We start from the raw sequence: 22,701 nt of genomic DNA on the forward strand, positions 1-22,701 counted from the left end.
TCAGCCTTTCGACAGCGCTTTCAGCGCCAGTTTGATGCCGTCCGACACGCCGCTGCCAGCCGGCACGTTCTTCACGGCGGCCAGCGCTTCCTTGTCCGAATAGCCGAGCGCGACCAGCGCGTTCAAAATATCCGATTGCGCATCGGGCGCCGCATGTGCGCCCAGCGGGCCGAGATCGGCACCGATCTTGCCCTTCAGTTCCAGCAACAGGCGCTCGGCCGTCTTCTTGCCGATGCCCGGCACTTTCACCAGGCGGCCCGAATCCTGCAGAGTAATCGCCTGCGCCAGGTCGGCAATCGTCATGCCGGACAAAATCGACAACGCCATGCGCGCGCCCACGCCCGTGATCTTGATCAACTGGCGGAACACGGCGCGCTCGGCCGCATTGCCGAAACCAAACAACAGATGCGCATCTTCGCGGATGGCCTGGTGCGTGAACAGCACGACTTTTTCGCCCACGTGGGGCAGGTTGTAAAAGGTGCTCATCGGCACGTCGACTTCATAGCCGACGCCCTGGCAATCGACCAGCAATTGTGGCGGATTCTTTTCAAGCAAAATACCGGAGAGACGGCCTATCATCGCGTGTTCCTAATGTTGTGTATCGTAGTTTTTATTGATTATGAGAGCCATGCAGCTATCCGACCAGGCGGCCGCGCTTCATGCGCAAGCCCTGCAGTTGGGGCGCCAGCGCGCCGAGCATGGCCAGCGCATCGATGCTGTTGGCATGGCAAATGGCCACGCCCAGCGCATCGGCCGCATCCGTGCCGGGCAAGCCGGGCAGTGACAGCAGACGCGACACCATGTCTTGCACCTGCTCCTTGGCCGCCTTGCCATGGCCCGTGACGGCCTGTTTCACTTGCAGCGCCGTATATTCGGCCACCGACAGGTCGGCGTGGACCAGCGCGCAAATGGCCGCGCCGCGCGCCTGGCCCAGCAGCAAGGTCGATTGGGGATTGACGTTGACAAACACTTTTTCGATGGCCGCGCAGTCGGGCTGGTAGGTGCCGACGATTTCGCTCACGCCCCGCAGGATGATCTTCAGGCGCGGCGGCAATTCCCCTTCGGAAGCCGTCTTGACGGTCCCCGACGCGATATAGCGCAGCTTGTTGCCGTGTTTTTCAATGACCCCAAAGCCGGTCGTGCGCAGGCCAGGATCGATGCCAAGAATAATCATCGCCAGATTCTATAATGAATACGGCAGGCACCGGTGAATAACCGGTGCCTGCCGTTTAACCACCTTCAAAGAAGGTGGGATAAACCGTAGCGAGCGGCGATGCGGCGTGGCCGAGAAGCGCAACTGTGCTATAGCACAGTGAGCATCGCAGGCCGCGCCCCGCGCCGCGCCGTAGGTTTAGACCGCCTTCTTAATGACGGAAGTGACGCGTGCCCGTATACAACATCACGACGCCGCGCTCGTCCGCCGCATCGATCACTTCCTGGTCGCGCATGGAGCCGCCCGGGTGGATGACGCAGGTCGCGCCCGCGTCGACGACGACGTCGAGGCCGTCGCGGAACGGGAAGAAGGCGTCCGACGCCACCACGGAACCGGTCAAGCTCAGGCCGGCGTTTTGCGCCTTGATGGAAGCGATGCGGGCCGAATCGATACGGCTCATCTGGCCAGCGCCCACGCCCAGGGTCATGTTATTGCCGCAGAAGACGATGGCGTTCGACTTGACGAATTTCGCCACTTTCCAGGCGAACATCAGGTCGGACAATTGCTGCGGCGTCGGCTGCAGCTTGCTGACCACGCGCAAGTCGCCGATACCGACGTTTTTCGCGTCCGGCGATTGCACCAGCAAGCCGCCGCCGACGCGTTTGAAGTCCATGGCGTTGACGCCGCTGCCCAGCGGGATTTCCAGCATGCGCACGTTTTGCTTGCTCGACAGAATCTGTTTCGCTTCGGCGGAGAACGATGGGGCGATCAGCACTTCGACGAACAGCTTGGCGATTTCGCCGGCGGTAGCGCCGTCCAGTTCGGTATTAAACGCGATGATGCCGCCAAACGCCGAGGTCGGGTCCGTCTGCAGGGCGCGCGCGTACGCTTCGGCCGCATTCTTGCCTAGGGCGACGCCGCATGGGTTCGCATGCTTGACGATGACGCAGGCGGCGCTTTGCTCGAAACCGCCCAGGCTCTTCACGCATTCCCAGGCCGCATCGGCATCGGCGATGTTGTTGTACGACAATTCTTTGCCTTGCAGCTGGCGGTAGTTGGCCAGCGCGCCATCGATGGTGACGAGGTCGCGGTAGAAGGCGGCGCTCTGGTGCGGGTTTTCACCGTAGCGCATGTCTTGCACTTTCTCAAATGCAACATTCAACACTTGCGGATAAGCACCGCGCTCGGCGTGCACTTTCGTCGGGCCCAGGCTGGTCAGGTAGTTGGTGATGGCGCCATCGTATTGCGCCGTGTGCGCAAAGACTTTTTTCGCCAGCATGAATTTGGTGTCGTAGCTGACCGTGCCGGCCGTGCCGTCGGCCGAGCGCAACTCCGCCAGCACGGCGTCGTAGTCGGTCGGATCGCAAATGACCACCACGTCCTTGTGGTTCTTGGCCGCCGAACGCAGCATGGTCGGGCCACCGATATCGATGTTTTCGATCGCGTCTTCCAAGGTGCAATCGGCCTTGGCGACCGTGCCCTGGAACGGGTACAGGTTGACCACCACCATGTCGATGGTCGGCATGTCGTGCTCGACCAGTTTCGACATGTGCTCAGGGAAATCACGGCGCGCCAGGATACCGCCGTGCACTTTCGGGTGCAGGGTCTTCACACGGCCATCGAGCATCTCCGGGAAACCGGTGTAATCGGCAACTTCCGTGACGGGAACACCGTTGTCGGCCAGCAATTTGGCGGTACCGCCGGTGGACAGGAGGTTGACGCCGAGGGCGGACAGGGCACGGGCGAATTCGAGAACGCCGGTCTTGTCGGAAACGGAGAGGAGAGCTTGTTTGATCATGGCTGTGGCTAGGTGGTTAAGTGTTCTTGGCGAATGGCGCCGCTCAGTCGTCTGGCTGAGGCGGCGGCGGATTCAAATCTTGGCGTCACTTGCATGCCGGCATTACAGCAAACCGTGCTCCTGCAATTTCTTGCGCAGGGTATTGCGGTTGATGCCCAGCATCTGCGCGGCGTGCGACTGGTTGCCATCGGCGCGTGTCATCACGACTTCCAGGATGGGCTTTTCCACGGTCAGCACGACCATGTCATAGATATTCGACGCTTGCTGTTCGCCCAGGTCATTGAAGTAATCTTCTAGACTTTTCTGTACGACTTCCTGAATGCTTTCTTTGCTCATTTTTATGCTTCAACCGGCTGAACACCAGGCCATCGGGCGCCGCGCCGCTCATGCGGTCCGCGTGCTGCCCTCTTGCCTCGGTGTTGTAATTAATATTGCATGACGCTCTGTATATAGGCGCTCGCCCTTGTACTGCTGGTCACTGATTTACCCTGCTTGTTGCTATCTGCTCATGCTGCCGTGGCCGTAGGTTCGATCACATCGAGCAGACCACTTTCACTGGATTCGGAGAGGCGGTATTGTAACCGTTCGCCAAATTTCCATTGCGACTCAAAAAATTGATCCACGGCCAGCAATTGCGCATCCGTCGACTCCAGCAAGTTCATTTGCTGTCGGAACGCCTCGCCGCCTTCCAGATCCTTGACGTACCAGCCGATGTGCTTGCGCGCCGTGCGCACACCGAGAAATTCGCCATAAAACGCGTAATGGGCGCGCAAATGCTCATCCATCAGGGTGCGCACTTCATCCACATACGGCGCCGGCAATAACGTGCCGGTGCGCAGAAAATGGTCGATCTCGCGGCAAATCCACGGCCGGCCCTGCGCCGCACGGCCGATCATGACGGCATCGGCGCCCGTTTGATCAAGCACAAAGCGGGCCTTTTCCGGACTGGTAATGTCGCCGTTGGCCACCACGGGGATGCCCACCGAAGCTTTCACGGCGGCAATGGTTTCATATTCGGCATCGCCCTTGTAACCATCGGCGCGCGTGCGGCCGTGCAAGGTCAGCATCTGGATGCCGGCCTGCTCGGCGATGCGGGCGATGGTCAGGGCATTCTTGTTTTCACGGTTCCAGCCCGTGCGAAATTTCAGGGTGACGGGCACGTCGACGGCATTGACGACGGCGTGCAAGATCTTTTCGACCAGGCTTACGTTTTGCAGCAAGGCCGAACCGCACCAGCTGTTGCACACCTTCTTCACGGGGCAACCCATGTTGATGTCGATGATCTGCGCGCCCCGGTCCACGTTGAACTTGGCGCAATCGGCCAGGTCTTGCGGATCGGCACCGGCGATTTGCACGGCTTTCGGCTCCATTTCGCCTTCATGGTCCGTGCGGCGCGCGCTTTTTTCCGTCGCCCACAGGCGCGGATTCGACGCCGCCATCTCCGACACGGCATAGCCGGCACCCAGCTGCTTGCACAACTGGCGGAAAGGCCGATCCGTCACGCCCGCCATGGGAGCGACGAAAACGTTGTTGCGCAGAATGTGAGGGCCGATTTGCACTGAAGAACCTGGAATGGACGGAGGAACCTGCTATTTTAACCGATTCCCTGCCTAATTAATAAGCACTATTTTTTTCGATCAGTGCGTCAGAGTGAGGATGGGGCCGCTGTGAGCGCTCTTAGCCCAGCTCGTCCATCGCGGGCGCGCTCAGATGTTCGATATTTCCCCAATGCACCAAATGCAGCTTGCCGTCCGCATACGAAAAACGGTTGACGCTGGCATTTTTCACCTGGAAGTCGCGCGGACTGTCGAGCGTCATGCCGACCGCCTCGCGGTAAGCGCATTCGAGCACGCCGCCATGCGCGACGATGGCGATCATCTGACCGTCATAGCGTTCGGCCCAGCGGGCGATGGCGCCGTTCGCGCGTGCGTAAAACTGGCGGAAGCTCTCGGCTTCGCGCTCGCCGGACGGCATCACGGCATCGATCTGGCGCGATTGCCATTGCGCATACTCGTGCGGATAGCGCGTGGCAATATCGGCATACAGCAAGCCTTCGAACGCGCCATAGCAGCGCTCGCGCAGCAAGGGGTCCGTCTGCACGGGCAAGTCTTTCACATCGGCCACGGCTTGCGCCGTTTGCTGCGCGCGCTGCAGATCGCTGGCGAGGATGGCGGCCAGCGGCTCATCGGCCAGCGCCTGCCCCAGCGCGCAAGCTTGCGCCAGGCCCGCCTCGTTCAGGGCGATGTCGATATGGCCCTGCAGGCGGCGGCCCGCATTCCAGGCCGTTTCGCCATGGCGTATCAGTAAGATCGTGGTGCTCATACGTTATTTCTTCAGGGTAAGTGCCAGCTCGGGGTTGAGCGAGTAGGCAACGACGAGCTGGGCTTCGTCGAGGATGTGGCCGTAGAGCGCGGCATGGGCTTGCTGCCCCGTAAAGCGCTCGGGCAAGGCCAACTTTGGCACGTCGAGCGCATACAGGCGGAAAATATAATGGTGGATGCGCTCGTCATTCCACGGCGGGCACGGACCATCATAGCCGTAATAGTCGCCTGCCATGTCCGGATCGCCGGAAAACCAGCCCGTGTAATCGTTGATGCCCTGGCGCAGCCCAGTAGCGGTCCCGGCAGCGGCAGGCTTGCCGCGCGGCGTGATGCCGCTGGAAAACTCCCCGGCGGCAATCACCCGCATGGCGGGCGGCAAGTCGAGCACGCTCCAGTGATAAAAATCGCCGCGCGGCGCCGTCAGCGGCAGGGATTGGTCGTCGCGGTTGGCCAGGCTGGCGTCTTGCGGCGCATCGGGGTCGATGCAGAACAGGGCCAGCGACTCGGTGCCGTTCGGCACCTCGTCCCAGGCCAGATGGGGATTGCGGTTACCGGCGAGGCGCACGCGGCTGGCCGGATCGATCTCGGCAAAAGCATACTCGGCCGGCATCAGGCCGCCATCACGAAACGTCTCGCTCCACAATTTCATCGCTTGCTCCTCTTTATCGTTATTGTTTGGTGCTGACCTGCAACCAGAAGGTGACGGGGCCGTCGTTCGTCAGCGACACCTGCATGTCGGCGCCGAACTGCCCCGTTTGCACGCTCGCATGGCGGTGGCGCGCCTGCTCCACGAAACGCGTGAACAGGCGCAAGCCGTCCTGCGGCGCGGCCGCCGGCGTGAACGACGGGCGCGTGCCGGACTTGGTGTCGGCCGCCAAGGTGAACTGCGGCACCAGCAGCAAGCCGCCAGCCACGTCCGTCACGCTGCGGTTCATCTTGCCCGCCGCGTCGGCAAACACGCGGTAGCCGAGCAGTTTGGTCAGCAGGGCGTCCGCTTCCTTTTCCGTATCGCCGCGCTCGGCGCACACGAGCACCATCAGGCCGGCGTCGATGGCGCCGATGGTGGCGCCGGCAACGTCGACTTTCGCCTGGGTAACGCGCTGCAGCAGCGCGATCATGCCGTCAGGGTGACGCGCGCGAAACTGCGCTTGCCAACTTGCAACACGAATTCGCCCGCCGCCACTTGCAAGCCCTTGTCGCTGATGACGGTGCCGTCGATGCGCACGCCGCCCTGGTCGATCTTGCGCATGGCTTCCGAGGTCGATGGGCACAGGCCAGCCTGTTTCAGCAATTGCGGAATGCCCAGCGGGGCGCCAGCCAGGGTCACTGCCGCAATATCGTCGGGAATGCCGCCCTTCGAGCGGTTGACGAAGTCGGCCAGCGCATCTTCGGCCGCCTGCTGCGAGTGGAAACGGGCGACGATCTCTTGCGCCAGTGCAACCTTGGCATCGCGCGGATTGCGGCCTTCTTCGACTTCGCGCTTGAGCTGCGCCAGTTCGTCGATCGAACGCCACGACAGCAGCTCGTAGTAGCGCCACATCATGACGTCGGAAATGCTCATCAGCTTGGCGAACATGATATTGCCCGGTTCCGTGATGCCGATGTAGTTATTCTTCGACTTGGACATTTTTTCCACGCCGTCCAAACCTTCCAGCAGAGGCATGGTCAAAATACACTGCTGCTCCTGTCCGTACTGCTTTTGCAGTTCGCGGCCCACCAGCAGGTTGAACTTCTGGTCCGTGCCGCCCAGTTCCAGGTCCGATTTCAGGGCCACCGAGTCGTAACCCTGCATCAGCGGGTACAGGAATTCATGCACGGAAATAGGAATGCCGCCCTGGAAGCGCTTGGTGAAGTCGTCGCGCTCGATCATGCGCGCCACCGTGTAGTGGGAAGCGAGCTGGATGATGCCGCGCGCCCCCAGCGGATCGCACCACTCGGAGTTATAGCGGATTTCCGTCTTGCTGGCATCCAGCACTAAAGATGCTTGCGCGAAATACGTCATCGCGTTAATCTCGATCTGTTCACGGGTCAAAGGCGGGCGCGTGATGTTGCGGCCCGAAGGGTCGCCGATCATGGATGTGAAGTCGCCAATGAGGAAAATGACTTGATGGCCGAGGTTTTGCAGCTGGCGCATCTTGTTCAGTACGACAGTGTGACCCAGATGCAAGTCGGGTGCAGTCGGGTCCAGGCCCAGTTTGATGCGCAGTGGAACACCGGTTTTCTCGGAGCGCGCTAATTTTTGCGCAAATTCGCTTTCGATCAAGAGTTCGTCGACGCCACGCTTGGTAATCGCGAGGGCTTCTTGTACTCTGTCCGACAGTGGAAGTGCGGTCTGAGCGGCGTTAGCCTTGGCAGGCGATGCGGTGGTGTTGATTTCCATAAAATTTGACTATAAATCTCAAAATGGTAGTAGGTTTGCGGAGTTTGTTATAATGCTCGATCCCATCAATCTTGCCGTATGAAAACGAACCAAAATAACAATAACAAAGAGCATTAGTTCAGGTCACGTTCAAGGGCAAATTTTAACTGATTGCATGAACCCTATACATAAAATCACAAGCTCACGCTTGTACACACAGCTGACGACGACACGCAAGGCGCGCATTATCGGCGCCTCCGCAGTGCTGCTCGCCGTGGCCGCCTTCGGCGCAGTCGCTGTGTCGCCCATGGCACCCGACGCATCGGACTTGCCGGTCACGTCCATCGCCCAGAACCTGGAAATGCCTGATCTTGCCTCGCAAATTTCCGCGATGGAACAGGTAGACCAGAATTTCACCCACGAAGAAAAAGTCCGCGCCGGCGATACCCTCGCCACGTTGCTGACCCGTCTCGGCGTGGATGATCCGGCGGCCGCCAATTTCATCAAAACCGACAAGATCGCGCGCGGCGTGATGTTGCTGAAATCGGGCAAGCGCGTGCAAGCGCAAACGACCGAAAACGGCGACCTCAACTGGATGCGCGCCACCCTCGTCGACGGCACGGACAAATCGGTCAAGAACATCCTGATCACCCGCAAGGGCGACAAGTTCGTGGCCACGGAAGTGGCAGCCCAGCTGGAACGCCGCGTTGAAATGCACGCGCGCAAGATTACCTCCACCCTGTTCGCCGCCACCGATTCCAGCCTGGACGGCACCCGCCTGCCAGACTCGATTTCCGCGCAAATCGTGGAAATGTTCTCCACCAATATCGACTTCCGCTCCGACCTGAAACGCGGCGACGCCTTCAATGTCGTCTACGAAACGTTCTGGCAAGATGGCGAATTTGTCCGAGCGGGCCGTATCCTGGCCGGTGAATTCACCAACCGCGGCACGACTTACCAGTCCGTTTGGTTCGAAGACCCAGCCAGCAAGCAAGGCGGCGGTTACTACAGTTTCGACGGCAAGTCCCTCAAAAAAGCCTTCCTGAAATCCCCCCTCGAATTCTCCCGCATCTCGTCCGGCTTCTCCATGCGCGTGCACCCGATTTCCGGCAACTGGAAAGCGCACAAGGGCATCGATTTCGCCGCAGCAACGGGTACGCCCATCCGCGCCTCGGGCGACGGCGTGGTCGATTCCGTCGGCAGCCAAAACGGCTACGGCAATGTTGTTGTCCTGAAACACTGGGCCAACTACACCACCGCCTACGCCCACATGAGCCGCTTCGCTTCGGGCCTGAAAAAAGGTCAAAAAGTCAGCCAGGGCGATGTGATCGGCTACGTCGGCACCACCGGCTGGTCCACAGGCGCCCATTTGCACTATGAATTCCGCGTCGGCGGCGTGGCACAAGACCCAAGCAAGCTGAACGTACAAGCCCAGGCACCACTGACGGCCGCCGAGCTGAGCCGCTTCCGCATGGTCTCGGCCGACATGATGCACCGCTTCACCCTGCTGCGTCCGAACGACACGGCACTGGCGTCGCGCTAAGCAACACTGCCTTCGGGCAATCGTCAAAGGCACCGCCCATGCAAATGGCCGGTGCCTTTGTTTTATGTACGCCAGAAAATGCGGCACAATGTACCCATCACTGACGCCTTCAAGGAAACACCCATGCTGTATATCGGTTTGATGTCAGGCACCAGCCTGGACGGCGTCGACGGCGCCCTGGTCGATTTTTCCGACGATGGCAGCGTGCGCAGCCTGGGCGACGCGTATATCGCCTTTCCGGCCAGTCTGCGCGCCGACCTGATGGCATTGCAAAGTGCCGGCCAGAATGAAATCGAACGCGAAGCGCTGGCGGCGAATCAACTGGTGCGCCATTACGCCGACTGCGTCGCCTTGCTATTGAACAACGCGGGCATCGGTGCGGACGCCGTCGCCGCCATCGGCGCGCATGGCCAGACCATCCGCCACCGCCCCGAACTGGGCTTTACGCGCCAGTTGAACAACCCGGCCCTGCTGGCCGAACTGACGGGCATCGATGTCATCGCCGACTTGCGCAGCCGCGACGTGGCGGCCGGCGGCCAGGGCGCGCCGCTGGTGCCCGCTTTTCACCAGGCCATTTTCAATGTGCCCGGCCACACGCGCGTGCTGGCCAATATCGGCGGCATCAGCAATATCAGTGTGCTGCACGCGGACGGCACGGTGACGGGCTACGACACGGGCCCCGGCAATGCCCTGATGGATGGCTGGGCCCTGCGGCACCTGGGCCAGCCGTATGACGCCAATGGCGCCTGGGCCGCCACGGGCAAAGTCTTGCCTGCCCTGCTGGCGGATTTGCTCAATGACCCGTATTTTGCCTTGCCGGCGCCGAAAAGCACGGGCCGCGACCTGTTCCATGCCGACTGGCTACAGAACAAGCTGAGCAACCATGCGCAGGCCACACCTGCCGACGTGCAGGCCACCCTGACCCAGCTGACGGCCGCCAGCCTGGCGCATGCCATCGCGCGCGACGGGGCGCAGGCGGAAAACGTGTATGTCTGTGGCGGCGGCGCGCAGAACGCCAGCCTGATGGCGGCGCTGGCGCGCGCATTGCCGGGCATGGCGGTGGAGTCCACGCAAGCACTAGGCGTGGCGCCCAGCCAGGTCGAGGCGCTGGCGTTTGCCTGGCTGGCCTGGCGTTTTAACCAGCGCAAGCCGGGCAACTTGCCGGCCGTGACGGGCGCGGCGGGCTTACGTGTGCTCGGTGCGCTGTATCCGCATTAAGCCGATGTAGAAACACAAATAGCGGATCATCGATCCGCTATTTTTATGCTGCGCCTATAAACCGGCGCGCCTGAAAAACGTTCAGGGCAAGGCGCATTGCCGAAGACAGTACGAATAGTACGGCGAGGCAATGCAACGCCGCCATGGACGTTTTCTCAGGTGTGCTTATACCGAGAAGGATGAACCGCAACCGCAGGTCGAGGTGGCTGTCGGATTCTTGATCACGAACTGCGCGCCTTCCAGGTCATCCTTGTAATCGATTTCCGCGCCGACCAGGTACTGGTAGCTCATGGAATCGATCAACAGCTGGACGCCGTTCTTGACCATGGTGGTGTCATCTTCATTGACGATTTCGTCGAAGGTGAAACCGTACTGGAAGCCGGAACAGCCGCCACCCTGCACGAAGACGCGCAATTTCAGGTCGGGATTGCCTTCTTCCTCGATCAACTGCGCGACTTTTTCGGCGGCGCTATCGGTAAAGATGATAGGCGAAGGGATCACATCTTGCATTTCAGCGACTGCATTCATTTCAGACTCCTCAGAAAACATAGCCTCATTATAGACTGTTGGCACAACTCGCGCTGCGGCCGCCGCTGATGCCGCCGGGCGGTGTTGTTCCTGCTCACATTTCCGACACGGCCAGGTGCAGCACGGGGTCGGCGCTGTCGTGGCGGCTGAGCTTGCCGTGCACCTGGGCGCCGCTGTGCATTTCCAGCACCTTGTAATAGACCTCTCCTACAATGCGGGCTTTCGGCTGGATTTCAAGCATTTCAGAGACATACACGGGGCCATTGATCTCGCCGCTGACGACCAGGCTGGAGCAGCGCACTTCGCCATCGATGCGGCCCGCCTCGCCCAGCACCACATGCGTGGGCTCGCCCGGCTCGCCGGTGACGTTGCCGCGCACATGGCCATCGATGCGCAAGCCGCCGCAAAACAGCAAGTCGCCCTCGATCCGCGTGGAGGCGCCGATCAGGGTGTCGATGGGATTTTTCGCGTTGCGCTCGAACATGAACGTCATCCTGTCGGGGTAGGCGGCAATCCAATTTATCACAGGTCCGGCAAAAAGGCGCCGCACCTGCGCAAACGCTCATGCCTATATTTAAGGCATCACGGCGATGTGTTGCAAACCGGCTGTTTCTTTCAAGCCAAACATCAAGTTCATGCATTGCACGGCCTGGCCCGCTGCACCCTTGACCAGGTTGTCCTGCACCACCAGCACGATGACGGTATTGCCGCCTTCGGGACGGTGCAAGGCCAGGCGCAGCATGTTCGAGCCGCGCGTGGAGCGGGTTTCCGGGTGCGAGCCGAAGGGCATCACGTCGACGAATGGCTCATCCTTGTATTGCTCTTCGAACAAGGCTTGCAATTCTTCATTGCTGACATCCTTGTTCAGCTGCGCGTACAGGGTCGAATGCATGCCGCGGATCATCGGCACCAGGTGCGGCGTGAAGGTCAGCCCCACTTTGTCGTCCGTGAAACGCTGCAATTGCGCCGTCGTTTCCGGCAGGTGGCGGTGACCGGCCACGCCGTAGGCCTTGAAGCTGTCGCTTGCCTCCGAGAACAGGATGCCGATTTCCGCCTTGCGGCCGGCGCCGGACACGCCCGACTTGCAGTCGGCGATGAGACCGCCCGCGTTGACCAGGCCGGCTTTCAGCAGCGGGTAAAAGCCCAGCTGCATGGTGGTCGGGTAGCAACCGGGGTTGGCGATCAGGCTGGCTTTTTTAATGTCTTCGCGGTTCAGTTCCGGCAAGCCATACACGGCCTGCTCGATCAGCTCGGGCGCCGTGTGGGCAATCTTGTACCATTGCTCGAACTTGGCCTGGTCTTTCAGGCGGAAGTCGGCGGCCAGGTCGATGACTTTCACGCCGGCGGCCAGCAAGTCTGGCGCTTGCGCCATGGCAACACCATGCGGGGTGGCAAAGAAGACCACGTCGCACTGTGCCAGGTTCGCCTTGTCCGGCGCAGTAAACGCCAGTTTGACGTGGCCACGCAGGGAAGGATACATGTCAGCCACGGGCAAGCCATCTTCCTTGCGCGAGGTAATCGCCGTCAATTCGACATCTGGATGGGTAGCGAGCAAGCGCAGCAATTCCACGCCCGTGTATCCAGTGCCGCCGACGATGCCAACTTTGATCATGTTCTTTCCTTGTGTATAGAGTGCATAAAGATGAAGGGAAACGCTGCCCTTGCGGGTTTTCCGCGTATTTTACAGCGCAACGGCGCATCCCGCTGAAATGCAAAAAAGCCGCGGGACCGAAGTCCAGCGGCTTTTCGACCAGCACCCCGGAAGGTGCTGTAGCGTAGAAATTAACGCTTCGAGAATTGCTTTGCGCGACGTGCTTTGCGCAGACCAACTTTTTTACGCTCGACTTCACGTGCATCGCGGGTCACGAAGCCGGCTTTCGCCAGTTCCGGTTTCAGCGCTGCATCGTAGTCGATCAGAGCGCGGGTGATACCGTGACGAACTGCACCAGCCTGGCCCGACTCACCGCCGCCATGGACGTTGACTTTGATGTCGAAACGCTCGACATTGCCGGTCAGTTCCAGTGGTTGACGGATGACCATCAGACCCGTTTCGCGCGAAAAGTATTCGTTTGCTGGTTTGCCGTTAACAACGATCAAGCCTGTGCCAACTTTGATAAAAACCCGAGCCACTGCACTTTTGCGACGGCCGGTTCCATAATTGTAATTACCGATCATGTCAGTTCCTTAGAGAACAAGTGCTTTAGGTTGCTGAGCAGCGTGCGGATGGGAACCTTCCGCGTACACTTTCAGCTTCTTGATCATTGCGTAGCCGAGTGGGCCTTTAGGCAGCATGCCCTTGACCGCTTTCTCAAGCGCGCGACCTGGAAAACGCTGTTGCATTTTCTGGAAGTTGGTTTCGTAGATGCCGCCTGGATAGCCAGAGTGACGGTAGTAAATTTTCTCAGTAGCTTTGGTACCGGTCACACGCAGTTTGCCTGCGTTGATGACGACGATAAAGTCGCCGGTATCGACGTGAGGAGTAAATTCTGGTTTGTGTTTGCCGCGCAGTCGGAGTGCCACTTCGCTGGCAACACGTCCGAGGACTTTGTCCGTCGCGTCAACCACGAACCAATCGCGCTGGACTTCATGTCCTTTAGCGGAAAATGTTTTCATGTTGACTTCCTAATAGATTACACGCTCAAATGGTGGTTCCGCCGATGCTGCTATGCGGACTCTGCCTTATTTACTTTTCCTGAGCGAACGGAAAGCCGACAAGTATAAGCGGCTTTGCCTTGCCGCGTCAAGCCACGATGCAGACCGGCTGCGGGCTGGCAGGCGGCACATGGACAGGCATTCCTCTATTACAATACAAAACGCTTACAATTTTCGGAGAGTACGATGGAATGCAAAGTCAGCTGGAATGGCCCGTCGGGCATGAGTTTTCGGGCAGAAACCGGCTCCGGCCACCTGGTGACCATGGATGGCGCGCCCGATGGCGGCGGCCACAACCTGGCGCCACGCCCCATGGAAATGGTCTTGCTGGGCACGGGCGGCTGCACCGCCTATGACGTGGTGCTGATCCTGAAACGCGGGCGCGAAGCCGTCAGTGGCTGCGAAGTGACCCTGAAGGCCGAGCGCGCCGAGACCGACCCGAAAGTGTTTACCAAGATTCACTTCCATTTCACCGTGCGGGGCAAGGCCCTGAAACCGACGGCCGTCGAACGGGCCGTGACTTTGTCGCACGACAAATATTGCTCGGCGTCCATCATGCTGGCGAAAACTGCCGAGATCACCCACTCGTTCGAAATCATCGAGGAGTAGGTCGGGTAGGTCGGATTAGCGCGCCAGCGCGTAATCCGACGATACCCGTAACGCCAACAATGTGTCGGATTACGCGCGGCATTGCCGCGCTAATCCGACCTACAGGTAATACGCTGTCTTGGTCATGACCTTGCCCATCAAGCCCATCAGCGCCTTCACCGGCGCCGGGGTGTCGATGGCGCCCAGTCGCTGGGCGGCGGCGCCGTGTTCCACTTCATCGATGGCCATCTGCTTGACGATGGCGCGCGACTTGGCGTCCTGCGGCGGCAGTTCCTGCAAGTGGCTGGCCAGGTGCGCTTCCACCTGGCGCTCCGTTTCCACCACGAAACCCAGGCTGCGGCCGTCGCCCATGCGCGCGGCGATGGTGCCCAGCGCAAACGAACCCGCATACCACAGGGGATTGAGCAGGCTCAGACGCGAGCCCAGCTCCGTCAGGCGCTGCGCCGTCCAGGCCAGGTGGTCTTCCTCTTCGCGTCCCGCCTCGTCGAACTGGGCACGGATGGCCGGGCTGTGCGCATAGCGCGCCTGCGAGTTGTACAGGGCCTGGGCGCACACTTCGCCCACATGGTTGACGCGCATCAAGCCGGCGCTGTGGCGCTGCTCGGCCGCGCTCAGCTGCGCATCGGGCGCATGCGCGGCCGGCGAGGGGCGTGAGGCCGAAGCCACGCCCGCGATGACGCGCAAGGCCTTGTCGGCGCCAACAATCAAACGATCCAGGGGGTCAAAATGGCGGTTCGCGGTCATCGTGGCTATGCTCATGAGTAGTAAAGCATGAATTATAGGACCATCGGGGCCAGCCGTCCCCACGCCGCGCGCAGGGTGAACGGGGCTTTATTGACTTGTGCGCGCTTTTTCCTGCTCGATCCAGTCCACCACGGGGCCGACGGCGTCCAGGCCGGACAGGCTTTTCGCCACGCCCAGGTTCAGTGAAATCAGGAAGGAAATGCTGTCGACGGGGATGTCCGGGCAGTATTCGGTAAACGCGGCGCGAAAACGCTCCGATTGCAGCACGCGCAAGACTTTCTCGCCACTCATGAATTGCAGCACGCTGGCGATGCTGTGCCCGCCACCGAGCGAGTGGTAGATAAAGCGGTTGTACTTCGCGTCGATCTGCTTGAAATCGAGCGCTTCTTCCGTCATCAGGCCGGCCAGGTAGTACAAGCCCAGGCTGACACGGAAGAAACCGATGGCTTCGGCACTGGTCATGCCGGCACGGGCCACGGCCAGTACCTTGTCCTGCATCGCCTGATCGATCGTTCGCATTGCACTCTCCCGCGCCGTCCGCCGGCGCCCACCGGGTCAGCTTGCATGAAGATGCTGCTTTTTTCAATAGATCAAACGATATTTCCACCTTGCAAGTTACATTTTTTGCATGCTACTCTCGTTCTTCACCGTCAAAGGGATGAAGCCCATGATTGAAGTCAAGCACCTGGCAAAACGTTTCCGCATGCCGCCCCACAAGGGCAAGGGCGTGCACGTCAGCGATCCGCGCGAACATGAGGGCTGGTTTCACGCCGTGCGCGACGTCAGTTTCAGCTGCGCCCCGGGCGAGGTGCTGGGCCTGCTGGGCCCGAATGGCGCCGGCAAGACCACCACCTTGCGCCTGCTGTCGACGGCCCTGCAAGCGGACGCGGGCAGCGCCCTCGTCAACGGCGTCGATGTGCTGCGCCAGCCGCTGGTGGCGCGCCAGAGCATCGGTTTCCTGTCCGGCTCGACGGGCTTGTATGGGCGCCTGACGGCGCGCGAGAACGTGGAATATTTCGGCCGTCTGCACGGCATGCCGGCCGACAAGCTGAAACGCCGCTGCGACGAATTATTTTCCCTGCTGCAAATGGAAGAGTACGGCGGCAAGCGGGCCGATCAGTTGTCGACGGGCATGAAACAGAAGTGCGCGATCGCCCGCACCGTCGTGCATGAGCCGCAGGTGGTGATCCTTGACGAGCCGACCACGGGCCTGGACGTGATGTCGGCCAAGATCCTGCTCGACTTCATCGCCAGCTACAAGGCGCTGCGCGTGCCGCTGATCTTTTCCACGCACCATCTGCACGAGGTGGAAAAGCTGTGCGACCGCGTCTGCATCATCAACCGCGGCACCACCGCCTTCAACGGCACGGTCAACGAACTGCGCCACCTGGGCGGCAGTACCGATCTGTACGACGCCTTTGTCAGCGTCATCAACCAGGGAGCCTGAGCCATGTGGACCATTTATCTGAAAGAGTTGCTGGAGCTCACGCGCGACCGCAAGACGCTGATTTTCACCATCCTCATTCCCATCTTTGCCATGCCGCTGATCTTTGGCGGCTTCGCTTACGTTTCAAGCAATATGTTCAAGAACGCCAAGACGGCGGAAATGCGCTACGCGCTGTTCGGCAAGGACCATTCGCCGGGCTTGAGCGCGCGTTTTGCGCAGCAGCACAATCTGCGCGAAGTGCCGCTGGCCAGCGAGGGCGACATCCGCCGCGCCATCGGAGACGACAGCATCAAGTTCGCCGTCGTCATTCCGCCCCGGTTTGAAGAAGCGCTGCAACAACACCAGCAAGCCAAGGTCACTCTGCACTACAACAGCGCCAGCACGGTCGACGTGACCTTGCAGCGGGTGCGCGAGATCGTCGAGGCGTACAACGCCAGCCTGCGTGAAAGCGCGCTGTCGGCCTTGAACCTGAGTCCGGCCCAACTGGCCTTCGCCCTGCACCCCATCGTGCTCGACAAGCAGTCGACGGCCAACGAGCGCGAGCAGATGGGCGCCATCGTCGGCGGCATGCTGCCCTATCTGCTGCTGATGGTGTGCCTGACGGCGGCCATGTACCCGGCCATCGACCTGGGCGCCGGCGAAAAGGAGCGGGGCACGCTGGAAACCCTGCTGCTGGCGCCCGTGCCGCGCAGCGCCATCGTGCTGGCCAAGTTCCTCGTGCTGTTTACGGTGGGCATGACCTCGGCCGTGCTGATGGTGGGCAGCATGGGCGCCCTGCTGGCCATCTTCGGCAGTTCTCTGGAAGGCAACATGGCCGTCATGGTGCGCAGCATCGGCTTGCCCGACCTCGCCATGGTGACCCTGATGCTGGTGCCGACAGCCGCCATCTTTGCCTCGCTGCTGCTGTCGATCTCGATCTACGCGAAAAGCTACAAGGAAGCGGCCGGCATGATCACGCCATTGATGCTGTTCGTCATCCTGCCCACGGTGGCGGCCATGCTGCCCGGCGTCGAGCTGAACTGGATATGGGCCATGGTGCCGCTGACCAACGTGTCGCTGGCCATGAAGGAGCTGGTCAAGGGCACCATGGATTACCGCATGTTCGGCGTGATCCTGGCCTCGACCACGGTGATCGCGGGCGCGCTGCTGATGCTGTGCCGCTGGTGGTTCAACCGGGAGTCGGTTTTGTTCCGTAACTGATGCTCTCATGGCGGGCCGAAAGCGCCACCAGCGGCCCGCCGTCCACCCCCGCCAACTGCACTCTGGGCACGCGAAAATGCCGTGTATCGCATGCAGCTGCCCAGTACGTCTTAAATTCAATACAATGCCAGCATAGAGTAGCCCTGTAGCATCGGGCAGCAACGCATGAGTCAGGAGTTGTATGGAATTGCAGATTCGCAAATTGTCGAAGACCTACGCGAATGGCGTGGTGGCGCTGGATAACGTGTCGCTGACGATACCGCCCGGGATGTTTGGCTTGCTGGGCCCGAACGGCGCCGGCAAGTCGACCCTGATGCGCACCCTGGCCACCCTGCAGGAGTGCGATTCGGGCTCCATCTTCTTCGGCGACTACGACGTGCTCGACGACAAGGACGAGATCCGCCGCATGCTCGGCTACCTGCCGCAAGACTTCGGCCTGTATCCGAAGGTGACGGCGTATGAACTGCTCGACCACTTCGCCATGCTGAAAGGGCTGTCGCAGCGGGCGCGCCGGCGCGAAGTCGTCGATGGCCTGTTGCAGCAAACCAATTTGTTCGACGTGCGCCACCAGCGCCTGGGCAGCTTTTCCGGCGGCATGCGCCAGCGCTTCGGCATCGCGCAAGCCCTGCTGGGCGACCCGAAACTGATCATCGTCGACGAGCCGACGGCCGGCCTCGACCCGCAGGAGCGCGTGCGCTTCCATAATCTGCTGTCCGATATCGGCGAAGACAAGACGGTGATCCTGTCGACCCACATCGTGTCCGACGTGGCCGACCTGTGCGCCAACATGGCCATCATCAACAAGGGCCATTTGCTGCTGTGCGGCAAGACCCAGGAACTGATCGACGAAGTCAGCTGCAAGATCTGGGCGCGCTTTGTCGACAAGAAAGAGCTGGCCAGCTTCCAGCAGCGCCACGCCGTCATTTCCACGCGCTTGCTGTCGGGCCGCACCCTGATCCACGTCTACAGCGACGACGACCCGGGCGACGGCTTCGAGGAAGCCATCGGCGACCTGGAAGACCTGTATTTCGCCACCATTGCCGGGCGCCACCGCGTTGCCCCGCAGTGCGACTGAGGGGGCGGCCATGTTTGCCATCGCCCGCTTTGAAGCGCGACAGCGGCTCAAGCTGCTGTCCACCTGGGTGTATTTCGCCATGTTTTTGGCCCTGGCCATGCTGTGGATGGCCGCCGCCGGCGGCGTCTTCAAGGAAGCGAGCATCAGTTTCGGCGGCAAGTTCCTGATCAACGCGCCGCGCTCGCTGGCGTTCACATGCAGCCTGCTGGGCTGCTTCGGCGCCGTGGTGGTGGCCGCCATGATGGGCCGCTCGGTGCAGCAGGATTTCGAGTACGGCATGCAGCATTTCTTCTTCAGCGCGCCGATCAAAAAATACCAGTATGTCTTTGGCCGTTTCCTCGGCGCCTATCTGGTGCTGGCCGTGGTGTTTTCCAGCATCGTCATCGGCGCCTGGCTGGGCGCCTGGCTGCCCGGCATCGATCCCGAACGGCTGGGGCCGCAGCGCGCGCTGGCCTATTTGATGCCGTATGTGTTTACCCTGCTGCCGAACCTGTTCATCTTCGGCGCCATCTTCTTCGTCATCGCCGCCCTGACGCGGCGCATGCTGCCCGTGTACATCAGCTCGGTGGTCATGCTGATCGGCTACCTGGTGGCGCCCTCGCTGGCGCGCGACCTCGACTACAAGACCCTGGCCGCCCTGATCGACCCCTTCGGCACCACGGCGCTGATACGCCTGACGGAATACTGGCCGAATGCGGAGCGCAACACGCGCCTGGTGACATTAGAGGGCGTGTATTTGCTGAACCGCGCCATCTGGTCCGGCTTCGCCCTGGTGGCCTTGCTGCTCGGCTACTGGCGCTTCCAGTTCCACGCCACGACGGACGCGGGCGCCAGCAAGCGCCGCAGTGACGGCGATGTGCCGCTGCGCCTGTCGAGCGCGTCGCTGTCCACGCAGGAAGCGCCTGATTTTGCGCAGCGCAACCTGGCCGCCCTGCTCGTCAAGATGAGCTGGCTGAACCTGCGCGAAACCATCAAGAACATCTATTTTGTCGTCATCGTGCTCGCTGGCGTGCTGACCATGTATGCGGGCGCGCTCGACATGGGTTCCATGTACGGCACGAATACCTATCCGGTGACGGAAAAAGTGCTGGACATGGTCAGCGCCTCGTTCGCCCTGTTCATGCTGATCATTACCACCTTCTATGCGGGCGAACTGGTGTGGCGCGAACGCGAGACCAGCATCCACCTGATGCTCGACGCCCTGCCCGTGCCGAACTGGCTGCCGCTGCTGTCCAAGCTGTTCGCCCTGATCGGCCTGCAAGCATTGCTGAGCCTGGTCATCATGCTGTGCGGCATGTCGATCCAGGTCTTCAAGGGCTATTACCGCCTCGACCCCGGCCTGTACCTGGAATCGCTGTTCCTGTCGCACCTGCCCTACTACGCACTGATCGCCGTGCTGGCCATCTTTTTGCAGGTAGTGATCAATCACAAGTACCTGGCGTATTTCGCCATGATTCTGTACCACATCGCCAGCATCAGCTTTGCCTCGCTGGGCCTGGGCGACCCGCTGCTGCTGTACGCCAGCACGCCGGATTTCATCTACTCGGCCATGAACGGCGCCGGCCACTACCTGGTGCGCGAGCGCTGGTACCTGCTGTACTGGAGCGGCGCGGCCATCCTGCTGACGGTGCTGTCGCTGCTGCTCTGGCCCCGCGGCGCGCACGATAGCTGGCGCATCCGCTTGCGCCTGGCGCGCCACGGCCTGACGCACGGCGTGCTGGCCAGCTTTGCCATCGGCCTGTTGATTTTCGTGGGCGCCGGCGGCGTGCTGTTCTACGTCTTTCACGTGGCCAACGATTACAAGTCCGAATTCGCCCGCGATGCGGACCGCGCCAGCGTCGAGCGCCGGTACCGCAAGTTTGCCGCCACGCCGCAGCCGAAAATCACCGACGTGAAACTCGACGTGGCCATCTACCCGGCGCAGCGCACCCTGGCCGTCACGGGCCGCTACATGCTGCAAAACAAGACCAGCCTGCCGATCAGCCACATTTTTGTGCAGCAAGACCCCACCGCCACCATGCGCCTGCGCTTTGACACGCGCGTGCACCCTGGCCTCGATGACGGCAAGCTGGGCTTTTATAGCTACCGCCTGGCCGCGCCGCTGGCGCCGGGCGCCAGCCTGGGCCTCGATTTCGACGTCCGCTACGCGCCGCGCGGCATCTTCGGCCTGGGCCAGGACACGCCCGTCGTGGCCAACGGCACCTTCTTCACGAATGCCGTGCTGCCGCACATCGGCTACCAGCCGCAGCTGGAATTGACGGACCCGCGCGACCGCAAGAAACACGGCTTGCCGGCGCGCGAACGGGCCTTGCCGCGCGACGATGCACGGGGGCTGGCCGACAATTACGTCAGCATGGACGCCGACCGCATCAACTTTGACGCCACCGTCAGCACCGTCGACGGCCAGACGGCCATCGCGCCGGGCATGCTGGACAACGACTGGATCGCCAAGGGCCGCCATTACTTCCATTACACGATGGACCAGCCGATCCTGAATTTCTACGCGTTCCAGTCGGCCCGCTACGCCGTCAGGCACGAGCGCTGGCAGGATGTGGCCATCGACGTGTATTACCATCCTGGCCATGAATACAACCTCGATCGTTTCGTGCGTGGCAGCAAGGAAGCGCTCGATTACTACACGAAAAACTTCGGCCCCTACCAGCACAAGGTCTTGCGCATCGTGGAATTTCCCCGCTATGCCACGTTTGCGCAATCGTTCCCGAACACGATTCCGTACTCGGAAGGCCTGGGTTTCATCGCCAAGGTGGACGACAAGAACCCGAAGGACCTCGACTATCCGTTCTACGTCACGGCGCATGAAGTGGCGCACCAGTGGTGGGCGCATCAATTGGTCGGCGGCAACACGCGCGGCGCCACCGTGCTCAGCGAAACCCTGGCCGAATATTCGGCCCTGATGGTGATGAAAAAAACCACGGGGCCGGCCAAGATGCGCCGCTTCCTGCGCTATGACCTGAATCAATACCTGATGGGGCGCAGCGAAGAACGCAAGAAGGAGTTGCCGCTGGCCGAGAATGAAAACCAGGCCTACATCCATTACCACAAGGGCAGCCTGGCCATGTATTTGCTGCAGGACATGATCGGCGAAGACAAGGTCAACGGCGTGCTGCGCGAGCTGCTGAAGACGTATGGCCAGAAGGGGCCGCCGTATGCGAGCGTGACGGCGCTGGTGCAGGGCTTGCGCCAGGTCACGCCGCCCGAGCAGGCTTACCTGATCGATGACCTGTTCGAGAAAATCGTGCTGTTCGACAACCGTGCGCTGTCGGCCACGGCCACCAAACGCGGCGATGGCAAGTACGCCGTCACCATGAAAGTGCAGGCGAGCAAGTTGACGGCCGGCGAACAGGGAGAGGAACACGATGCGCCCCTGCACGACTGGATCGAGATCGGTGTCGACGACGCGAATGGCCATCCGCTGCTGCGCGAACGCCTGCGCATGACGGCGCGAGAAGCGAGCTACACCGTCATCGTCGGCAACCGGCCCGGCAAGGCGGGCATCGATCCCGACAACAAGCTGATCGACCGCAAGCCCGATGACAATATGGTCACCGTCGAGCTCAACGAACCATGACGAAAAATGGCCACCCTGAACAGGTGGCCATTTTTTTCAGTGTCACACGGGAATCAGGCTGCGGCGCAGCGCGTCACCAGGCTCAGGCTGATGCCCATCTCCGTCAGGTGCTGCATGTCGGCCAGGGTCAGATCCAGCGGTGCATCGACCGTGTCGTCGCCGTTCAACTCCAGTTGCAGCTCGGCCACGATGCGCGGCATGCTGAACGTGACGCCGCGCGAGCGGCATTCGGCCAGGTAGCTGCGTATGCGCGAGGGCAACACTTGCGCTTTGGACGCCTGCGCGATGACCACTTCGAAGCCGGAATCGAGATGCACGCGACCTGCCGCGCCCTTCGCCTCGCCCTTGCGCCATTGCCGTTCCGGATCCGTGGGCAAGACTTCGAGAATGGATTTGAGCGTGGGATCGTCCCCATGCACCGACAGCTTCACCATATTCATATTGCAAGACTTTCTAGTCAGGATG

General features: G+C 61.1%; 24 protein-coding genes. 7 read left to right on the plus strand and 17 right to left on the minus strand.

From position 1 onward, the window contains the following. The 9 genes from ruvA to tyrS all read right to left on the minus strand — a co-directional run bounded on the left by ruvA (position 1) and on the right by tyrS (position 7,652). Positions 1-579, minus strand: a complete 579-nt coding sequence (ruvA, locus tag ACP7DW_RS18990; RefSeq protein WP_034784779.1) for a Holliday junction branch migration protein RuvA — start codon at positions 577-579, stop codon at positions 1-3. A gap of 55 nt (positions 580-634) precedes the next feature. Continuing rightward, positions 635-1,174 carry a crossover junction endodeoxyribonuclease RuvC gene (gene ruvC, locus ACP7DW_RS18995; RefSeq protein ID WP_426056099.1) on the minus strand — a complete coding sequence of 180 codons (540 nt, stop codon included), beginning with the start codon at positions 1,172-1,174 and terminating at the stop codon, positions 635-637. Positions 1,175-1,364: 190 nt separating this feature from the next. Continuing rightward, positions 1,365-2,951, minus strand: coding sequence for a bifunctional phosphoribosylaminoimidazolecarboxamide formyltransferase/IMP cyclohydrolase (gene purH / locus ACP7DW_RS19000; RefSeq protein WP_102123178.1), 1,587 nt, complete (start codon positions 2,949-2,951; stop codon positions 1,365-1,367). Between the two features lie 102 nt (positions 2,952-3,053). Next, positions 3,054-3,287 carry a helix-turn-helix domain-containing protein gene (locus tag ACP7DW_RS19005; RefSeq protein ID WP_008445162.1) on the minus strand — a complete coding sequence of 78 codons (234 nt, stop codon included), beginning with the start codon at positions 3,285-3,287 and terminating at the stop codon, positions 3,054-3,056. A 170-nt stretch (positions 3,288-3,457) separates the two neighbouring features. Beyond that, positions 3,458-4,510: a tRNA dihydrouridine synthase DusB gene (gene dusB / locus ACP7DW_RS19010; protein WP_298403336.1), complete on the minus strand. Its 1,053-nt coding sequence runs from the start codon at positions 4,508-4,510 to the stop codon at positions 3,458-3,460. Positions 4,511-4,628: 118 nt separating this feature from the next. Beyond that, positions 4,629-5,273 (minus strand): histidine phosphatase family protein, encoded by a 645-nt coding sequence (locus tag ACP7DW_RS19015; RefSeq protein ID WP_426056098.1) that lies wholly within the window; start codon positions 5,271-5,273, stop codon positions 4,629-4,631. A 3-nt stretch (positions 5,274-5,276) separates the two neighbouring features. After that, positions 5,277-5,921 (minus strand): YbhB/YbcL family Raf kinase inhibitor-like protein, encoded by a 645-nt coding sequence (locus tag ACP7DW_RS19020; RefSeq protein ID WP_426056097.1) that lies wholly within the window; start codon positions 5,919-5,921, stop codon positions 5,277-5,279. A 19-nt stretch (positions 5,922-5,940) separates the two neighbouring features. Further along, positions 5,941-6,390, minus strand: coding sequence for a D-aminoacyl-tRNA deacylase (gene dtd / locus ACP7DW_RS19025; protein WP_426056096.1), 450 nt, complete (start codon positions 6,388-6,390; stop codon positions 5,941-5,943). Beyond that, positions 6,387-7,652: a tyrosine--tRNA ligase gene (tyrS, locus tag ACP7DW_RS19030; protein ID WP_426056095.1), complete on the minus strand. Its 1,266-nt coding sequence runs from the start codon at positions 7,650-7,652 to the stop codon at positions 6,387-6,389. Before tyrS ends, dtd begins: the two co-directional genes overlap by 4 nt. A 154-nt stretch (positions 7,653-7,806) precedes the next feature. On the opposite strand from tyrS, the gene ACP7DW_RS19035 reads away from it, so the two are divergent. Together ACP7DW_RS19035 and ACP7DW_RS19040 are read left to right on the plus strand one after the other, a co-directional pair. After that, positions 7,807-9,174 carry a M23 family metallopeptidase gene (locus ACP7DW_RS19035; protein ID WP_099760701.1) on the plus strand — a complete coding sequence of 456 codons (1,368 nt, stop codon included), beginning with the start codon at positions 7,807-7,809 and terminating at the stop codon, positions 9,172-9,174. A gap of 123 nt (positions 9,175-9,297) precedes the next feature. Further along, the gene (locus ACP7DW_RS19040; protein ID WP_426056094.1) at positions 9,298-10,392 is read left to right on the plus strand and encodes an anhydro-N-acetylmuramic acid kinase; all 1,095 of its coding nucleotides are present in this window, start codon (positions 9,298-9,300) and stop codon (positions 10,390-10,392) included. Between the two features lie 165 nt (positions 10,393-10,557). Here the strand turns inward: ACP7DW_RS19040 and erpA are convergent, their stop codons facing one another. From erpA to rplM, 5 genes are all read right to left on the minus strand, one after another. Further along, a complete protein-coding gene (gene erpA / locus ACP7DW_RS19045) occupies positions 10,558-10,920 on the minus strand; it encodes an iron-sulfur cluster insertion protein ErpA (RefSeq protein ID WP_029496047.1) in 363 nt (120 codons plus the stop codon). 94 nt (positions 10,921-11,014) lie between these two features. Then, on the minus strand, positions 11,015-11,404 hold the full coding sequence (locus ACP7DW_RS19050; protein WP_426056093.1) for a bactofilin family protein: 390 nt from the start codon (positions 11,402-11,404) through the stop codon (positions 11,015-11,017). Between the two features lie 90 nt (positions 11,405-11,494). Next, the gene (gene argC, locus ACP7DW_RS19055; protein ID WP_426056092.1) at positions 11,495-12,532 is read right to left on the minus strand and encodes an N-acetyl-gamma-glutamyl-phosphate reductase; all 1,038 of its coding nucleotides are present in this window, start codon (positions 12,530-12,532) and stop codon (positions 11,495-11,497) included. A gap of 170 nt (positions 12,533-12,702) precedes the next feature. Further along, a complete protein-coding gene (gene rpsI / locus ACP7DW_RS19060; RefSeq protein WP_010393285.1) occupies positions 12,703-13,095 on the minus strand; it encodes a 30S ribosomal protein S9 in 393 nt (130 codons plus the stop codon). Positions 13,096-13,104: 9 nt separating this feature from the next. Next, entirely contained in the window at positions 13,105-13,533 is a 429-nt protein-coding gene (gene rplM / locus ACP7DW_RS19065; RefSeq protein WP_010393282.1) for a 50S ribosomal protein L13, read from the minus strand. Between the two features lie 225 nt (positions 13,534-13,758). Here rplM and ACP7DW_RS19070 point away from each other — a divergent pair, with 225 nt between their 5' ends. After that, a complete protein-coding gene (locus ACP7DW_RS19070; RefSeq protein WP_141171700.1) occupies positions 13,759-14,181 on the plus strand; it encodes an OsmC family protein in 423 nt (140 codons plus the stop codon). 99 nt (positions 14,182-14,280) lie between these two features. Here the strand turns inward: ACP7DW_RS19070 and coq7 are convergent, their stop codons facing one another. Further along, positions 14,281-14,925: a 2-polyprenyl-3-methyl-6-methoxy-1,4-benzoquinone monooxygenase gene (coq7, locus tag ACP7DW_RS19075; RefSeq protein ID WP_426056091.1), complete on the minus strand. Its 645-nt coding sequence runs from the start codon at positions 14,923-14,925 to the stop codon at positions 14,281-14,283. Positions 14,926-15,012: 87 nt separating this feature from the next. After that, on the minus strand, positions 15,013-15,444 hold the full coding sequence (locus tag ACP7DW_RS19080) for a hypothetical protein (RefSeq protein ID WP_071079494.1): 432 nt from the start codon (positions 15,442-15,444) through the stop codon (positions 15,013-15,015). 148 nt (positions 15,445-15,592) lie between these two features. Between ACP7DW_RS19080 and ACP7DW_RS19085 the strand changes: the two genes are divergently transcribed. From ACP7DW_RS19085 to ACP7DW_RS19100, 4 genes are all read left to right on the plus strand, one after another. Beyond that, entirely contained in the window at positions 15,593-16,372 is a 780-nt protein-coding gene (locus ACP7DW_RS19085) for an ATP-binding cassette domain-containing protein (RefSeq protein ID WP_426056090.1), read from the plus strand. A gap of 3 nt (positions 16,373-16,375) precedes the next feature. After that, entirely contained in the window at positions 16,376-17,572 is a 1,197-nt protein-coding gene (locus ACP7DW_RS19090; protein WP_426056089.1) for an ABC transporter permease, read from the plus strand. A 181-nt stretch (positions 17,573-17,753) separates the two neighbouring features. After that, positions 17,754-18,647, plus strand: a complete 894-nt coding sequence (locus tag ACP7DW_RS19095; RefSeq protein WP_099760708.1) for an ABC transporter ATP-binding protein — start codon at positions 17,754-17,756, stop codon at positions 18,645-18,647. A gap of 10 nt (positions 18,648-18,657) precedes the next feature. Next, on the plus strand, positions 18,658-22,236 hold the full coding sequence (locus tag ACP7DW_RS19100) for an ABC transporter permease/M1 family aminopeptidase (RefSeq protein WP_426056088.1): 3,579 nt from the start codon (positions 18,658-18,660) through the stop codon (positions 22,234-22,236). Between the two features lie 53 nt (positions 22,237-22,289). Here ACP7DW_RS19100 and ACP7DW_RS19105 read toward each other — a convergent pair whose 3' ends face one another. Continuing rightward, positions 22,290-22,676, minus strand: a complete 387-nt coding sequence (locus tag ACP7DW_RS19105; RefSeq protein WP_071079497.1) for a hypothetical protein — start codon at positions 22,674-22,676, stop codon at positions 22,290-22,292. Positions 22,677-22,701: the final 25 nt, after the last annotated feature.

The sequence above is a fragment of the Janthinobacterium sp. PSRC1-1 genome, assembly GCF_049897525.1.
GTDB lineage: Bacteria > Pseudomonadota > Gammaproteobacteria > Burkholderiales > Burkholderiaceae_D > Janthinobacterium > Janthinobacterium tructae.

What these genes read in the sequence shown, in the direction of transcription:
- ruvA (WP_034784779.1), bottom strand. Translation starts at nt 579, where the DNA reads ATGATAGGCCGTCTCTCCGGTATTTTGCTTGAAAAGAATCCGCCACAA.
- ruvC (WP_426056099.1), bottom strand. Translation starts at nt 1,174, where the DNA reads ATGATTATTCTTGGCATCGATCCTGGCCTGCGCACGACCGGCTTTGGG.
- purH (WP_102123178.1), bottom strand. Translation starts at nt 2,951, where the DNA reads ATGATCAAACAAGCTCTCCTCTCCGTTTCCGACAAGACCGGCGTTCTC.
- ACP7DW_RS19005 (WP_008445162.1), bottom strand. Translation starts at nt 3,287, where the DNA reads ATGAGCAAAGAAAGCATTCAGGAAGTCGTACAGAAAAGTCTAGAAGAT.
- ACP7DW_RS19015 (WP_426056098.1), bottom strand. Translation starts at nt 5,273, where the DNA reads ATGAGCACCACGATCTTACTGATACGCCATGGCGAAACGGCCTGGAAT.
- ACP7DW_RS19020 (WP_426056097.1), bottom strand. Translation starts at nt 5,921, where the DNA reads ATGAAATTGTGGAGCGAGACGTTTCGTGATGGCGGCCTGATGCCGGCC.
- dtd (WP_426056096.1), bottom strand. Translation starts at nt 6,390, where the DNA reads ATGATCGCGCTGCTGCAGCGCGTTACCCAGGCGAAAGTCGACGTTGCC.
- tyrS (WP_426056095.1), bottom strand. Translation starts at nt 7,652, where the DNA reads ATGGAAATCAACACCACCGCATCGCCTGCCAAGGCTAACGCCGCTCAG.
- ACP7DW_RS19035 (WP_099760701.1), top strand. Translation starts at nt 7,807, where the DNA reads ATGAACCCTATACATAAAATCACAAGCTCACGCTTGTACACACAGCTG.
- ACP7DW_RS19040 (WP_426056094.1), top strand. Translation starts at nt 9,298, where the DNA reads ATGCTGTATATCGGTTTGATGTCAGGCACCAGCCTGGACGGCGTCGAC.
- erpA (WP_029496047.1), bottom strand. Translation starts at nt 10,920, where the DNA reads ATGAATGCAGTCGCTGAAATGCAAGATGTGATCCCTTCGCCTATCATC.
- ACP7DW_RS19050 (WP_426056093.1), bottom strand. Translation starts at nt 11,404, where the DNA reads ATGTTCGAGCGCAACGCGAAAAATCCCATCGACACCCTGATCGGCGCC.
- argC (WP_426056092.1), bottom strand. Translation starts at nt 12,532, where the DNA reads ATGATCAAAGTTGGCATCGTCGGCGGCACTGGATACACGGGCGTGGAA.
- rpsI (WP_010393285.1), bottom strand. Translation starts at nt 13,095, where the DNA reads ATGATCGGTAATTACAATTATGGAACCGGCCGTCGCAAAAGTGCAGTG.
- rplM (WP_010393282.1), bottom strand. Translation starts at nt 13,533, where the DNA reads ATGAAAACATTTTCCGCTAAAGGACATGAAGTCCAGCGCGATTGGTTC.
- ACP7DW_RS19070 (WP_141171700.1), top strand. Translation starts at nt 13,759, where the DNA reads ATGGAATGCAAAGTCAGCTGGAATGGCCCGTCGGGCATGAGTTTTCGG.
- coq7 (WP_426056091.1), bottom strand. Translation starts at nt 14,925, where the DNA reads ATGACCGCGAACCGCCATTTTGACCCCCTGGATCGTTTGATTGTTGGC.
- ACP7DW_RS19080 (WP_071079494.1), bottom strand. Translation starts at nt 15,444, where the DNA reads ATGCGAACGATCGATCAGGCGATGCAGGACAAGGTACTGGCCGTGGCC.
- ACP7DW_RS19085 (WP_426056090.1), top strand. Translation starts at nt 15,593, where the DNA reads ATGATTGAAGTCAAGCACCTGGCAAAACGTTTCCGCATGCCGCCCCAC.
- ACP7DW_RS19090 (WP_426056089.1), top strand. Translation starts at nt 16,376, where the DNA reads ATGTGGACCATTTATCTGAAAGAGTTGCTGGAGCTCACGCGCGACCGC.
- ACP7DW_RS19095 (WP_099760708.1), top strand. Translation starts at nt 17,754, where the DNA reads ATGGAATTGCAGATTCGCAAATTGTCGAAGACCTACGCGAATGGCGTG.
- ACP7DW_RS19100 (WP_426056088.1), top strand. Translation starts at nt 18,658, where the DNA reads ATGTTTGCCATCGCCCGCTTTGAAGCGCGACAGCGGCTCAAGCTGCTG.
- ACP7DW_RS19105 (WP_071079497.1), bottom strand. Translation starts at nt 22,676, where the DNA reads ATGAATATGGTGAAGCTGTCGGTGCATGGGGACGATCCCACGCTCAAA.